Annotated in this window: 13 protein-coding genes; 8 read left to right on the top strand and 5 right to left on the bottom strand. The window is 60.7% G+C overall.

Features of this window, described 5'->3' with window-relative positions; genetic code table 11:
- Window positions 1-135 precede the first annotated feature (135 nt).
- On the bottom strand, window positions 136-1,074 hold the full coding sequence (locus AC3IUA_RS05505; protein ID WP_489359497.1) for a FecR domain-containing protein: 939 nt from the start codon (window positions 1,072-1,074) through the stop codon (window positions 136-138).
- A gap of 8 nt (window positions 1,075-1,082) precedes the next feature.
- On the bottom strand, window positions 1,083-1,571 hold the full coding sequence (locus AC3IUA_RS05510) for a sigma-70 family RNA polymerase sigma factor (RefSeq protein WP_489359498.1): 489 nt from the start codon (window positions 1,569-1,571) through the stop codon (window positions 1,083-1,085).
- Window positions 1,572-1,761: 190 nt separating this feature from the next.
- Between AC3IUA_RS05510 and AC3IUA_RS05515 the strand changes: the two genes are divergently transcribed.
- The 7 genes from AC3IUA_RS05515 to dacB all read left to right on the top strand — a co-directional run bounded on the left by AC3IUA_RS05515 (window position 1,762) and on the right by dacB (window position 9,863).
- Window positions 1,762-2,067, top strand: a complete 306-nt coding sequence (locus AC3IUA_RS05515; protein ID WP_489359499.1) for a DUF3649 domain-containing protein — start codon at window positions 1,762-1,764, stop codon at window positions 2,065-2,067.
- Window positions 2,064-3,650, top strand: a complete 1,587-nt coding sequence (locus AC3IUA_RS05520; protein WP_489359500.1) for a PepSY-associated TM helix domain-containing protein — start codon at window positions 2,064-2,066, stop codon at window positions 3,648-3,650. The genes AC3IUA_RS05515 and AC3IUA_RS05520 overlap by 4 nt, the downstream gene beginning before the upstream one ends.
- Window positions 3,651-3,977: a DUF3325 domain-containing protein gene (locus AC3IUA_RS05525; RefSeq protein WP_489359501.1), complete on the top strand. Its 327-nt coding sequence runs from the start codon at window positions 3,651-3,653 to the stop codon at window positions 3,975-3,977. It abuts the gene before it with no gap.
- Between the two features lie 15 nt (window positions 3,978-3,992).
- On the top strand, window positions 3,993-4,583 hold the full coding sequence (locus AC3IUA_RS05530) for an RNA polymerase sigma factor (RefSeq protein WP_489359502.1): 591 nt from the start codon (window positions 3,993-3,995) through the stop codon (window positions 4,581-4,583).
- Window positions 4,580-5,569, top strand: coding sequence for a FecR family protein (locus tag AC3IUA_RS05535; RefSeq protein ID WP_489359503.1), 990 nt, complete (start codon window positions 4,580-4,582; stop codon window positions 5,567-5,569). The genes AC3IUA_RS05530 and AC3IUA_RS05535 overlap by 4 nt, the downstream gene beginning before the upstream one ends.
- A 169-nt stretch (window positions 5,570-5,738) precedes the next feature.
- Window positions 5,739-8,177 carry a TonB-dependent siderophore receptor gene (locus AC3IUA_RS05540; RefSeq protein WP_489359504.1) on the top strand — a complete coding sequence of 813 codons (2,439 nt, stop codon included), beginning with the start codon at window positions 5,739-5,741 and terminating at the stop codon, window positions 8,175-8,177.
- A gap of 228 nt (window positions 8,178-8,405) precedes the next feature.
- Window positions 8,406-9,863: a D-alanyl-D-alanine carboxypeptidase/D-alanyl-D-alanine endopeptidase gene (gene dacB / locus AC3IUA_RS05545; RefSeq protein ID WP_489359505.1), complete on the top strand. Its 1,458-nt coding sequence runs from the start codon at window positions 8,406-8,408 to the stop codon at window positions 9,861-9,863.
- A gap of 38 nt (window positions 9,864-9,901) precedes the next feature.
- On the opposite strand, the gene AC3IUA_RS05550 is transcribed toward dacB, so the two are convergent.
- Window positions 9,902-10,777 (bottom strand): helix-turn-helix domain-containing protein, encoded by an 876-nt coding sequence (locus AC3IUA_RS05550; RefSeq protein WP_489359506.1) that lies wholly within the window; start codon window positions 10,775-10,777, stop codon window positions 9,902-9,904.
- A gap of 139 nt (window positions 10,778-10,916) precedes the next feature.
- On the opposite strand from AC3IUA_RS05550, the gene AC3IUA_RS05555 reads away from it, so the two are divergent.
- Window positions 10,917-11,819, top strand: a complete 903-nt coding sequence (locus AC3IUA_RS05555; RefSeq protein ID WP_489359507.1) for a DMT family transporter — start codon at window positions 10,917-10,919, stop codon at window positions 11,817-11,819.
- A 53-nt stretch (window positions 11,820-11,872) separates the two neighbouring features.
- On the opposite strand, the gene AC3IUA_RS05560 is transcribed toward AC3IUA_RS05555, so the two are convergent.
- Window positions 11,873-12,850, bottom strand: coding sequence for a 2-hydroxyacid dehydrogenase (locus AC3IUA_RS05560; protein ID WP_489359508.1), 978 nt, complete (start codon window positions 12,848-12,850; stop codon window positions 11,873-11,875).
- A gap of 143 nt (window positions 12,851-12,993) precedes the next feature.
- The gene (locus AC3IUA_RS05565; RefSeq protein ID WP_489359509.1) at window positions 12,994-13,962 is read right to left on the bottom strand and encodes a LysR family transcriptional regulator; all 969 of its coding nucleotides are present in this window, start codon (window positions 13,960-13,962) and stop codon (window positions 12,994-12,996) included.
- Window positions 13,963-14,028: the final 66 nt, after the last annotated feature.

Here is a 14,028-nt window from a genome sequence, read left to right on the forward strand (position 1 = left end):
CAAGGGGGCTTTCCTTCTCTGTCACGCCAGATCTGAAAAACGGCTCACGTGTTTGGGTTTTTTTAGATCAAAAGATCAAAAGATCGCAGCCTTCGGCAGCTCCTACAGGCAGCCTGCGATTTTTTGATCCTGCTTTTAAACCTTCGCCTCAACCGTCACCCAATACCGGGTAAAGCGTTTCACTTTCACCGGCAAACTGATTTCCAGCAGGTCGAGAATCCGTTCGCTGTCGTCCAGTGGATACGTGCCGGAGATCAATAGATCAGCGACCTGTGCGTCGCAGTTGAGTTGCCCGCGGCGATAACGACCGAGTTCATCGAGAAAATCCCCCAGGCGCATGTGTGCGGCCACTAACATGCCGTCGGCCCAGGCGCCACTGTTGGCGTCCAGCGGCCGGGGATTGCCGATGCTGTTTGCGCCAAAGCTCAACTGCTGGGCAGTTTGCAGCATCAGCGGTGAACCGCCGTCTGGCGTCAACTCGACGCGACCCTCGAACACCGCGACCTGGGTGTGATCGGAAAACTGCCGCACGTTCAGTCGCGCGCCCTGGGTTTTCAACAGGCCCTGGGTGGTGCGCACTTGAAACGCTTGAGCAGCGGTCAACAGTATTTCGCCTTCCAGCAAATGGATCAGCCGGTGCTGACCTTCGCTGCGGACATCGACCGAGCTGGCAGTATTGAGCTGCAACTGACTGTCATCGCCGAGCGGCACCTTGCGCCGTTGGCCGATCGGGCTGCGGTAATCGGCCAGCAGCGGGGTCAGCGGATTGTGCTCGCGTATGCCCCAGGTGGCTGCCGAGCCGGCCCCGAGAATCAGTAACAGCTTCAATGCCTGACGACGGCTGCCGGGCTTCGGCGCATTGAGTGCGGCGTGGGCCAAGGGGGAAGACAAACCGCGAAGTCGTCGATTGACCTGCTGGATATGCTCCCAGGCCCGTTGATGCTCACTATGAGCATCGTGCCATTGCTGCCAGGCGTGCTGCTGGCGCGGGCTCAAAGGCCCTTGCTGCATTTCCATCAACCAGTGCACAGCCTGCTCGGCGATCCGGGAGGAAAAATCCGCTGGAGTGTTCATTGTGTTGTTCACAGGGCGAAGTAGCAGCGCATCGCCGCTTTGTTCAGGTGTCGTTTGACCGTGGCGATGGAAATGCCCAGCTCGGTGGCGATCTGTGGATACGTCAGCCCATCGACCTGAGCGAGCAGAAAGGCGCGTTTGACCAGGCGCGGCAGGCCATCGAGCAACTGGTCGAGCTCCATCAGGGTTTGCAGGATGATCGCCCGTTCTTCCTCGGACGGTGCGACGTTTTCCGGCATCTGCGCCAGTGCGTCGAGGTAGGCACGTTCCAGGTCCTGACGGCGGTAATGGTTGAACAGCACGCGCTTGGCAATGCAGGTGAGGAACGCCCGTGGCTCGATGATCTGCGGTGTTTCCCGTGCGATCAGCACCCGCATGAAGGTGTCCTGGGCCAGGTCCGCCGCGCTGTCAGGACAGCCGAGCTTGCGTCGCAACCAACCGTTGAGCCAGTTGTGATGGGCGTGATAGAGGGTTTCGACTGGCTGCAATGGGACCACTCCGGCCGCATCAAAATGCGTTAGAGAACAAGAATTGTTCGCATTGTAGGGGCGAGCACCGGCATCCGGCAAATCCGTTAGCAGTGCGACCTGATCTGACACTTTTGCGTATGAGAATATTTATCATTAATATCGCAGTCTTGTTGGTCCCGTGACGTTCACGAGTCCTCACTCGTTTCAAGGTCGAAACATGAAAGGCAAAACCAGCTCGCTCCCCGTTTCCTATCGATTGGCGGTCACTTCGCGGGTACTGGCCGCGGTGCTGGGCGGTTACCTCGTCGCGTCGCTGGCCAGTGTGTGCCTGAGCTTGTTGCTGCCCATGGCACGCGCCGAAGCAGTGGTGAGCGCGATGATGACCTCGTTTCTGGTCTATCTGGTCGCGGTGCTCTGGTGTTTCGCCTGTCGCAGCGCCTGGCAGGCGTGGCTCGGGCTGATACTGCCGAGCCTGGTGCTGGCGGCGGTCTGCGGGCTGGCGTACAGGATGGGCCTTTCATGAAAGAGGGCTTTCGTCAGGCCATGGCCTGGCTGCATACCTGGAGCGGGCTGATCTTCGGCTGGCTGCTGTTCGCGATTTTCCTGACGGGTACCCTGGCTTACTTCAAAGCGGAAATCAGCCACTGGATGCAGCCGGAAGTCCCGGCGCGTTTGATCAACAGCGATGCCAGTCTGGAGCTGGCGCAGAATTATCTGCAACAGCATGCCGGAGGCGCTGCGCGTTGGTTTATCAGCTTGCCCGATGTCCGTGAACCGGGGCTTTCGGTGATGTGGCAGGAGCAGGCCAAGGAGGGGAAGCGCGGCGAGGTCTTCGACAGGTGGCTCGACCCCTTGACCGGTGCCGAAGTCCAGGCCCGCGAAACAGCCGGTGGCGAGTTTTTCTACCGTTTCCATTTCGAGTTGCAGATGCCCCGTCCATGGGGCCGCTGGTTATCGACCACAGCGGCGATGGTGATGTTCGTTGCCTTGATCAGCGGCATCATCACCCACAAGAAAATCTTCAAGGACTTCTTTACCTTCCGCCCGCGCAAGGGCCAGCGTTCCTGGCTCGACGGGCATAACGCAGTCGGCGTGCTGGTGTTGCCGTTCCATCTGATGATCACCTATAGCAGTCTGGTGATCTTCATGTCGATGGTGATGCCGGCGAGCCTCGTCGCTTCCTATGGCAAGGATACCCGGGCATTTTTCAATGAGGTATCCCAGGCCACCGACAACCCGCCGGTAACCGATCAACCTGGCAAATTGATGGCGCTGGGGCCGTTGCTCGAACAGGCGCGCAAGCAGTGGCCGGGTGGACAAGTCGGGCAACTGACGGTGAATAACCCGGGCGACCTGAACGCTTCGGTGAATGTCTTGCGCCATAGCGCCGACGGTGTGGTCCGCGACTTTGGCAGCGGGGAGTCATTCAACGCAGTGACCGGTCAACGACTCAAAGTGTCCACGGAACAACCCTTGCCGATAGCGATCGCCGGCAGTTTTTTCGGTCTGCATATGGGCCATTTTGCCGGTCCGCTGTTGCGCTGGCTGTACTTCATCTGCGGTTTGGCGGGCACGGCGATGATCGGTACCGGACTGGTGCTCTGGCTCGGCAAGCGCCAGTTGAAACACGCCAAAAGCGCGGTAGTGCCGTTCGAACTACGGCTGGTGCAAGTGCTGAACATCGCCAGCATGTCTGGCCTGCTGGTCGCGGTGGCGGGGTTTTTCTGGGCCAATCGCTTGTTGCCGGTGAGTTTCGCCGAGCGCGCCGATTGGGAGGTCAATAGCTTCTTCATACTTTGGGGGTTGAGCCTGTTACACGCGATGGTCCGTGCCGGTCGCGGGGCCTGGGTCGAGCAATTGGGGCTGGCGGCGATATTGTTCGCGGGTGTGCCATTGCTCAATGCCTTGACCACCTCGCAACACCTGGGTGTTTCCCTGATGCAGGGTGACTGGAGCATGGCCGGTTTCGATCTGACGTGCCTGGGCAGCGGGCTGTTCCTCGCTTGGGCTGCCTGGAAAATGCAGCGCTCGGGTAGGGCAAAAACTCTGGGTCAATCGCGTAACAAGCGGGCGCGTCCGGTAGCCCTTGAACCCGAGGTGAACTGAATGTACCTGGTGCTGTTGCTCTGCTATGGCGGTTTCACCGCGCTGTGCCTGTCGATGGACCGTCACCACTCGGACCTGCTGGGGCGCAAGCCATCGGCCCGCCGCCGTCAGGCCCTGCGGGCGAGCGGCTGGGTGCTGCTGACGCTGTCTTTATGGGTCGCGGTGGCGGCGACCGGTTGGAGCCTGGGCCTGGTGCAATGGTGTGCGGTATTGATGCTCAGTGCCTTGGTGCTGGTATTGCTGATGCCGTATCAACCGCGTCTGGCTTTGTTCCTGGCGGGGCTGGGTGTGCTCACCAGTGCGCTTGTTGCGTTCGTGCAGTTTTAGGTGAGCCAGTCTTCGATGATTCAGCCTTCGAGAGTCCCTGAGCCCCCCGAATCCGAGAATGCCATTAGCGCTGAAGCCGTGGGTGGGCGTGCACATTTCCTGCAGGTGTTTTTATCCCAGCGTCCGCAGATGGAAGCGCTGGTCAGTCGCCGGGTGGGCTGTCGGGCGACGGCGGCGGATCTGGTGCAGGATTTGTTTCTGCGCTTCTGGCGCCGGCCTCTGGTGCAGGTCGAAGAACTCAGTACCTATTTGCTGCGTTGCGCGGGCAACATCGCCATTGACCATTTGCGCAGCGAAGGCGCGCGGGTGCGGGTCAACGAAGGCTGGCTGCCGGAGCAGCAGGACAACCAGGGCAGCGAACCGCAAGCGGCGCTCGAGGCCGGCAATGACCTGCGCCATGTCGAAGCGGCGTTGCGCAGTTTGCCGGAGCGCACGCGGCAGATCTTCTTGCTCAATCGCATTCATGGCCGCAAGTACGCCGAGATCGCCAAGGCCATGGGGCTGTCCCAAAGCGCCGTGGAAAAACATATGATGCGCGCCCTCGAGGCCTGCAAGGCGAGCTTGCGAGAACCGTCGAAACCACGCACGCCAGGGAAAGCACCGTGATCAATACCTCCCGCGTCACCCCGACGCCCGCCCAGGAACAGGCCGCGCTGGCCTGGCTGAGCTTATTGCATGATCAGCCGAGCAGCGGCGATCAGGCCTCGTTCAGCCATTGGTTGCAGGCCGATCCAGCCCACGTCGAGGCTTATGCCCAGGCCCAGGTGCTCTGGGAGTTGAGCGAAGTCCCGGCGAGCAGACTGGCACAGGAAGAGGCCTTCGCCTTGCAGGGTTATCTCAACGCCATGAACCGTTCCCGGCGCACCTCGCTGCGACGCTGGTCCGGTGCCCTGGCCATGGCCGCCTGTTTGCTGCTGATGATTTCCCTGGGCAGCGGCTGGCAGCCATCGCGCTGGATCGATGATTTGGGCGCGGACTATGTCTCGGCGCCGGGTGAAGTGCGCACCGTCACCCTGGCCGATCAATCGCGGATCACCCTGGATGCCGACAGCGCGATTGCCGTGGATTTCAGCCAGGGAGAACGGCATGTCCAACTGCGTCGCGGTGCCGGATTTTTCAGCGTGACCCACACCGGCGAACCGTTCGTGGTCGCCGCCGAAAGGGGCGAGGCGCGAGTGCTCGGCACTCAGTTCGAGGTACGGCTGCAGCCGGCGGGCGCCCAGGTGACAGTGCTTTCGGGTCGGGTCGGGGTGAGCGCTGACAAGGGCGCAGCGCAACAAATCCTCACGGCCGGCCAGCAAGTGGCCTATGCCGCGGGTTCGGCGCAACCACTGCATGCGGTCGACAGCGAAGCGCAGTTGGCCTGGCGTCAGGGCTGGCTGAATTACTACAAGGCGCCACTGGCCGATGTGGTGAAAGATCTGGGGCGTTACTACCCGGGGCGGATTGTGCTGCTCAATGAGGAACTGGCTGGCCGTCGGGTCAGTGGCAGTTTTCCGAGCAAGGATCCGCAGACGGTGTTGAATTCGTTGCAGGGGGTGTTGGGGTTTGAACAGCATAGTGTGTTGGGGCGTTTGATTATTTTGCGTTGATTGGATGGTGCCAAAGATCAAAAGATCGCAGCCTGCGGCAGCTTCTACGCCGACCGATCCAAAGAAATATTTTCACCTATCTGGTGAGGTAAACCCGCTCGACATCCGTGTAGTGCTTGAAAGTGCGATTCATTCGCATCCGTAGTATTTCTACACACAGGTCATGAGCATGAAGTCCAGGGCAAAGTCGGCGGCAAGCGGTTCGGTTAAACAATGGTTCGGTGCCGGGGCATTGGCCGTTTCGGCTTTGGCCTTGTTACCACTGAGCGTGGCCCTGGCCGCGGATGCAGGCAGCATGCAGCAGCGCGCGCAGTTCAACTTTGCCATCGCGGCCAAGCCGCTGCCCCAGGCATTGAGCGACTTCAGCCGGGTCACAGGCATCAGCGTGGTCTACACCGATGAAGCGCCTTACGGCATCACGGCGCCTGCGGTCAGCGGCCCGATGAGTGCCGAGCAGGCCATGCAGCGTTTACTGAGCAACTCGGGTTTCACCTTTCGCCAGACCGACGCCCACACCCTGGCCCTTGAACCGCAGCCTGGCGAAGGCGCGTTGAACCTGGGGGCGACCACCATCACTTCGTTCGTCCAGCAACCGATGAGCTATCAGCCGCCGCCCACCAGTTCGGTGATGCGCTCGCAGGCGTTGCTGCTGGAAATCCCCCAGACCGTCAACGTGATCCCGGCCCAGGTCATCCGTGACCAGGCGCCGCGCAATCTCGATGACGCGCTGGCGAATGTCAGCGGCATCACCCAGGGCAACACCTTGGGCGGCACTCAGGATTCGGTGATGACCCGGGGTTTTGGCGACAATCGCAACGGTTCGATCATGCGCGACGGCATGCCGGTGGTGCAGGGCCGTGGTCTGAACGCCTCGGTGGATCGGGTCGAAGTGCTCAAGGGGCCGGCTTCCTTGCTCTATGGCATTCAAGACCCGGGCGGGGTGGTGAACATGGTCAGCAAGAAGCCTGAACTGGCGCAATACAACGCCTTGACGGTGCGCGGTTCGACTTATGGCGACGGCAAGAATGGCAGCGGCGGCAGCCTCGACAGCACCGGCGCGCTGGGGGATTCGGGGCTGGCTTATCGAATGGTCCTGGACCATGAAGACGAAGACTACTGGCGCAATTTCGGCACCCACCGCGAGAGCCTGATCGCGCCGTCCCTGGCCTGGTTTGGTGAAAGCACCACGCTGTTGTTTGCTTACGAACATCGCGAATTTCTCTCGCCGTTCGACCGTGGCACGGCGATTGACCCCGATACCAATCATCCGCTGGACATTCCCCGGGAGCGGCGTCTGGATGAGCCGTTCAACAACATGGAAGGGCGTTCGGACCTGTATCACTTCGAAGCCGACCACCAGCTCAATGACAACTGGAACGCCCACTTCGGCTACAGCTGGAACCGTGAAACCTACGACGCCAGTCAGGTCCGGGTCACGGCCATCAATACCCGGGCAGGGACCCTGACCCGCAGCATGGACGGCACCCAGGACGCCATCACTACAGACCGTTTCACCACGGCCAGCCTTGAAGGCAAGGTCGATGTCGCCGGTATGCAACATGACCTGGTATTGGGTATCGATGACGAATACCGCAAGATCTACCGCGCCGACCTGATCCGCCAGAAAAGCCAGACCACCTTCAGCTACACAAACCCGGTCTACGGTCGCGAAGTCGCGGGCAGCAGCGTCAGCCCGGCCGACAGTGCCCAGACCGATTTGCTGCGCAGCGATTCAGTGTTCCTGCAGGACTCGATCCACCTCACCGATCAGTGGATCCTGGTGGGCGGTGCGCGCTTCCAGGAGTACGACCAGTACGCTGGCAAGGGCCGGCCGTTCAAGGCCAACACCGACAGTAACGGGCAGAAATGGGTGCCGCGCGCCGGCCTGGTGTATCGCTACACCGATGAGCTGTCGTTCTACGGCAGCTACACCGAGTCGTTCAAACCCAACTCGACCATCGCCCCGCTGAGCGGCAGCACCGTTGTACTCGACGGCGCCGTCGCACCGGAAGAAGCCAAGTCCTGGGAACTGGGTGCCAAACTCGACATGCCAGGCCGCATCACTGGCAACATCGCGCTGTTCGACATCAAGAAACGCAACGTGCTGGTGGCCAATTCCGAAGGCCCGACGACGATCTACAGCGCCGCCGGCGAGGTGCGCTCCCGGGGGCTGGAAGTGGACTTGAGCGGGCAGTTGAGTGATCGCTGGAGCCTGATCGGCAGCTACGCCTACACCGATGCCGAAGTTACCGAAGACCCGACCTACAAAGGCAAACGCCTGCAAAACGTGGCAAAGAACAGTGGCTCGCTGTCGGCGGTCTACGACTTCGGCCGCATACTCGGCGGCGACCAGCTACGAGTGGGGGCCGGTGCGCGGTATGTTGGCGAACGGGCCGGTAACGCGGTGAATGACTTCGACCTGCCAAGCTATACCGTGGCCGATGCCTTCGCTACCTACGACACTCAGGTCGAAGGGCAAAGGGTCAAGTTCCAGCTCAATGTGAAGAACCTGTTCGACCGTACTTACTACACCTCGGCGGCCAGTCGGTTCTTTGTCTCCATGGGCGATTCGCGGCAGGTGACGTTGTCGAGTACGTTGGAGTTTTGAGGTCAGGAACCTGTTTCAGACAGTTACTTCTTCAGGCCCCCGCGTTGAGCTGTTTGCGTGGAAATGATTTCAAGGAAAGTCCTTCGTTGACACCGGGAATGCGTTGATTGTTATCTGGCCAGGCGCTGGTTCATGAAGAACCACGCCAGTCGCTGCGGTCGTTGGCCGTGGGCGATCGTCAGTCGGTATTTTCTGGTTATCAGGATCAGCAAGGAAAAAGGACTTTTAATGAATACAGGACAACGTATCAGCACCAGGGGGCTTGTGCTTGCGGCGAGTTTATTGCTCAGTGCGTGCGCCCTTGTCCCCAAGGCCGAGTCGACCCGGGTCCTCGAAAACGTGTTGGCTGATCCGGCCCTGGATGGCGCGATCAGCTCTTTGACCGTTCGCGATGCGAACAGCGGTGCGACGCTTTTTCAGCACAATGGCAATACACGCCTGTTGCCGGCCTCGGGCCTTAAATTGTTGACCGCGGCTGCGGCAATGGATGTGCTGGGCGCCGATTACCGATTTACCACGCAGCTGCTGAGCAATGGCCAGCAGCTGGGCGATCAGCTGAACGGCAACCTCTACCTTCGAGGTTCTGGTGACCCGAGCATTCAGGCACAGGACTATCGCGATCTGGCCATGGCGTTGGCGCGCAAGGGCATCAAAAGCGTCAACGGCGATCTGGTGTTCGATGACACTGCATTCGATGCCACCAGACTCGGCGTCGACTGGGCCCATGACGATGAGGAGAAGTACTACGGTGCACAAATTTCGGCGCTCAGCCTTTCGCCTGATGAGGATTTCGATGCGGGTACGGTGATTGTCACGGTCAATGCGCCAGCGATTGATGGTGAGCCGGCGCTGGTCAGCATCAGTCCGCCAAACCGCACACTGACGCTGCTCAATCGGGCGACGGTCGGGCCGAGCAACAGCATTGCCGTGAACCGCCAACATGGGACAAATCGATTAACCGTCAGTGGCACCTTGGCGCCGGGAAAACAAAGTCGTAAATGGGTCAGCGTCTGGGAACCGACCCGGTTGGTCGCGGATGTTTTCCAGCAGGCGCTGACTGAGCAGGAGATCGAGATTCGCGGCCAGACCTTGATCGGAGGGGTCACCGCGCCAGGCGCTATTGCGTTAGTGAGTCATGAATCACCGGCGCTTGCTCAGTTGCTATTGCCCTTGTTCAAACTGTCGAATAACAGCATCGCCGAAGTGTTGCTCAAAGCCATGGGCCGCAAGACCGCCAATGCCGGTACGGCAAGCGCCGGTGTGGCGGCCGTCAACGACTTCCTGCAGCGTCAGGGGCTTTACAATGAGCGGCTGATCCAGGTCGACGGATCAGGTTTGTCGCGGCGTAACCTGATCTCCACGCAAAGCCTGACTGACGTGTTGCTGGTTGTGCGCAAACAGCCCAGGTTCGACAGTTGGTACGCCGCACTGCCGATTGCCGGCAATCCGCAGCGGATGCTCGGTGGCACCTTGCGCAATCGCCTGCGCGACACGCCGGCCGAAAATAACCTGCACGCCAAGACAGGCACGATGGAGTCTGTCTCATCGTTGTCCGGTTATGCCAGTAGCGCCAATGGCCGATCCTTGGTGTTCGCCATGGTCTCGAATAATTACCTGGTCGATGGCGACCGGATCAAAGCGCTGGAAGACAAAGTGGCCGTTGCCCTGGCGCAATGGGGGAATTGAACCTGCGTAGGAGCTGCCGCAGGCTGCGATCTTTTGACTTACCGCAAAAACGCCTGCCGATACTCCCCGGGCGTCCCACCCACCGCCTGCCGGAAGCGATTGGTGAAATGGCTGGCGCTGGCAAAACCGCAGGCCAGGGCAATCTCGCCCAGCGGTTGTGAAGTGCTGCGCAGCAACTGCCGCGCATGGGCCAGGCGCCGCGCCAACAGGTACTGATGGGGTGGCAAACCAAAGCTTTCACGGAACATTCGGGCGAAGTGGTATTCCGACAGCGCGCACAACCCCGCCAGCTGCCCGAGGCTGATCGGCTCGGCCAATTGGCTGTCGATATGTTCCACCAGGTGCCGCCGTTGATGCGCGGCCAGGCCACCTTTGAGACGCAAACCCTGGCGCAGGCCGACCTGGCTGAGCAAGGTATGGCTGAGCAACTCGTGGGCCAGGCTGCTGGTCATAAGGCGCTCGCCGGGTTCGTCCCAGTTGAGCTGGATCAACTGCCGAAACCGCCGGGCCTGGGTCGGGTCTTCGAGGAAAGTACTTTCCTGCAGTTGCAGTTCACGGGGTTCACGGTCCAGCAGGGTGACGCAGCCGAGGGCAAATTGTTCCGGGCTGAAGTACAGGTGAGCCAGGCGGATTTCGCCATTGATCACCCAGGCGGACTGATGTTCGGCCGGCAGAATGCACAGCTTGTCCGGGCCACCCTTGATGTCGGGATGCTCACGGCGAAAGGTCCCGGTGCCCCCGGCGATGTAACAGGACAAGGTGTGATGGCTCGGCGCCTGATAGTCCTGGGCGTCGTGATGGTTGCTCCACAGAGCTGCAGCCATGCCGTCACCGAGCTCGGCGCTGTGCTCCAGGCGAGCATGGGGCGAGCGGTTCAGGGCTTGAAAGACTTGCAGGTTTTCCAGTGTGGGCATGATCGTTTTCTCCAACGCCTTGCATCCTACTCCGTCGCTCTGGCGCTGTGAGCTGGTGCTCCGACAAAAGCGCAAGTTTATGCAAGCGCGCCAGGGCGCCATGGCCTGAGACTGATCGCCATATTCAGGAGCCCTCGTCATGAACATCTCGTTATACCTGCTCACCGTGCTGATCTGGGGCACCACCTGGATCGCCCTCAAGCTGCAACTGGGCGTGGTGGCGATTCCCGTGTCGATCGTCTATCGCTTCGGCCTGGCGGCGCTGGTACTGTTCGTCATGCTGCTGCTCAGCCGTCGCTTGCAGGTGATGAATCGGCGTGGCCACCTGATCTGCCTCGCCCAGGGTGTGTGCCTGTTCTGTGTGAACTTCATGTGTTTCCTCTACGCCAGCCAATGGATTCCCAGCGGCCTGGTCGCCGTGGTGTTTTCCACCGCGACGCTGTGGAATGCCTTGAATGCCCGGGTGTTCTTCAAGCAGAAAATCGCTCGCAACGTGCTGATGGGCGGCGCCCTTGGCTTGTTCGGTCTGGGCTTGCTGTTCTGGCCGGAGTTGGTCGGCCATACCGCTAGCCCGCAAACCTTGCTCGGGTTGGGGTTGGCGCTGCTCGGGACGATGTGCTTCTCTGCCGGCAACATGCTGTCGAGCCTGCAACAGAAGGCGGGTCTTAAACCCCTGACCACCAATGCCTGGGGCATGGCCTACGGGGCAGCGATGCTGTCGGTGTACTGTCTGGTGAAAGGCATTCCCTTCGAGATGGAATGGAACACTCGCTACGTCGGCTCGCTGTTGTATCTGGTCATCCCCGGCTCAGTGATCGGCTTTACCGCCTACCTGACCCTGGTCGGGCGCATGGGGCCGGAACGGGCGGCGTATTGCACCGTGCTGTTTCCGGTGGTGGCGCTGAATGTCTCGGCATTCGTTGAGGGGTATCAGTGGACTGCGCCGGCGTTGGTCGGACTGGTGCTGGTGATGCTCGGGAATGTGCTGGTGTTTCGCAAGCCCCGGTCACGGAGCATGACGGGTAGCGCAAAGCTGGCCTGATCAGCCATGAGGCGTCATTGATAAGGCACGCCCGCAAAGGCGTGCCTTTATCATTACTCAGCTTTCCACACCTGTGGATTGACCAGATCCTGCGGCCGCTCACCGAGCAAGGCGCTGCGCAGGTTGGCCAGGGCGCGATTGGCCATGGCTTCGCGGGTCTCATGGGTGGCCGAGCCGATGTGCGGCAAGGTCACGGCGTTTTTCAGCTGGAACAGCGGCGATTCGGCCAGCGGCTCTTTCTCGTAGACATCCAGCCCGGCGCCGCGAATCCGGTTGTTTTGCAGGGCTTCGATCAGTGCCGGTTCGTCGACCACCGGGCCCCGGGAGATATTCACGAGGATGGCGCCCGGCTTCATCAACGCCAGTTCGCGATGGCTGATCAGGTGTCGGGTTTTTTCGCTGAGGGGCACCACCAGGCAGACGAAATCGGCTTCGGCCAGCAATTGATCGAGGCTGCGCAACTGCGCGCCGAGCTCTTGTTCCAGATCTACCTTGCGGCTATTGCCACTGTAGATCACCGGCATGTTGAAGCCCAGTCGCCCACGGCGGGCGATAGCCGCGCCGATGTTGCCCATGCCAACAATGCCCAGGGTCTTGCCATGCACATCGCAGCCGAACAGCGGCGTGCCGACGGTGGCCTGCCATTGCCCGGCCTTGGTCCAGGCGTCCAGTTCGGCGACGCGTCGGGCGCTGCTCATCAATAGCGCGAAAGCCAGATCGGCGGTGCTTTCGGTGAGCACATCGGGGGTGTTGGTGAGCATGATCCCGCGTTCATTGAAGTACGCCAGATCGTAGTTGTCGTAACCGACCGAGACGCTGGAGACCACTTCCAGTTTCGCAGCCTTCTCCAGTTGAGCCCGGCCCAGTTTGCGGCCGACGCCGATCAGGCCGTGGGCATCAGGCAGGGCTTCGTTGAATTGCGCGCTGATGTCTCCCAGTTTTGGGTTGGGCACGATCACGTTGAAGTCCTGGCGCAGGCGTTCGACCATTTCGGGGGTGACGCGGCTGAAGGCTAGTACAGTCTTTTTCATGGAGAAGGGCTCGTCGGGCGGAGGAGAATGCCAAGCAAGCTATCATTCTTGGTGGGGGTTGCGCGAGGACAGAAAAGGTCTCCAGCGAACCCAAATCCCGTAGGAGCTGCCGCAGGCTGCGATCTTTTGGCGGCGACACAATTCTAATTAGCCAACCGCGCCCCACTCAAACTGCCGCTCAATTCATAGGCCGTCAGCTCCGTCTGATGCGCCGCCAGAATCTCCGGCAGCGAACCGCGCAGGTACTCGACCCAGGTCTTGATCTTCGCATCCAGGTACTGGCGTGAGGGGTAGATGGCGTACAGGTTCAGCTCTTGCGAGCGGTAGTTGGGCATTACCCGCACCAGGGTGCCATTGCGCAGACCCTCGATGGCCGCATAGACCGGCAGCACACCCACGCCCATGCCGCTGGTGATCGCGGTTTTCATGGCATCGGCGGAATTCACCAGGAACGGCGAGCTGTTAATGGTGACCATTTCCTGGCCTTCGGGGCCGTCGAATGTCCATTTTTCCAGCGGAATCACCGGGCTCACCAGACGCAGGCAGGCGTGGTTCAGCAGATCGCTGGGTTTGTGCGCGCAGCCATGGGCGTTGACATAGGCCGGGGAGGCGCAAACGATGCTGTAAGTGATACCCAGGCGCTGGGACACAAAGCCTGAATCCGGCAGTTCGCTGGCCAGCACGATGGAGACGTCATAGCCCTCGTCCAATAGATCCGGTACGCGGTTGGCCATGGTCAGGTCGAAGGTCACGTCCGGGTGGGTCTTGCGATAGCGGGCAATAGCGTCGATCACGAAATGCTGACCGATGCCGGTCATGGTATGCACCTTCAGCTGTCCCGCCGGTCGCGCATGGGCGTCACTGGCCTCGGCTTCGGCTTCCTCGACATAGGCAAGGATCTGCTCGCAGCGCAGCAGATAGCGTTTGCCGGCTTCGGTCAGCGCAATACGCCGGGTGGTGCGGTTGAGCAAGCGGGTTTGCAGATGGGCCTCAAGGGTGGAGACCGCGCGCGAGACGTTGGCGGTGGTGGTGTCCAGCTGCACGGCGGCGGCAGTGAAGCTGCCAGCTTCGGCCACACAACTGAAGGCGCGCATGTTTTGCAAAGTGTCCATGGGGTGCTCTCGAGGCAGATGGCAAATTGTGACACGAAGTAACAGGCGGTTGGCATTCAACCAACG

The sequence above is a fragment of the Pseudomonas sp. KH_050 genome, from assembly GCF_057838875.1.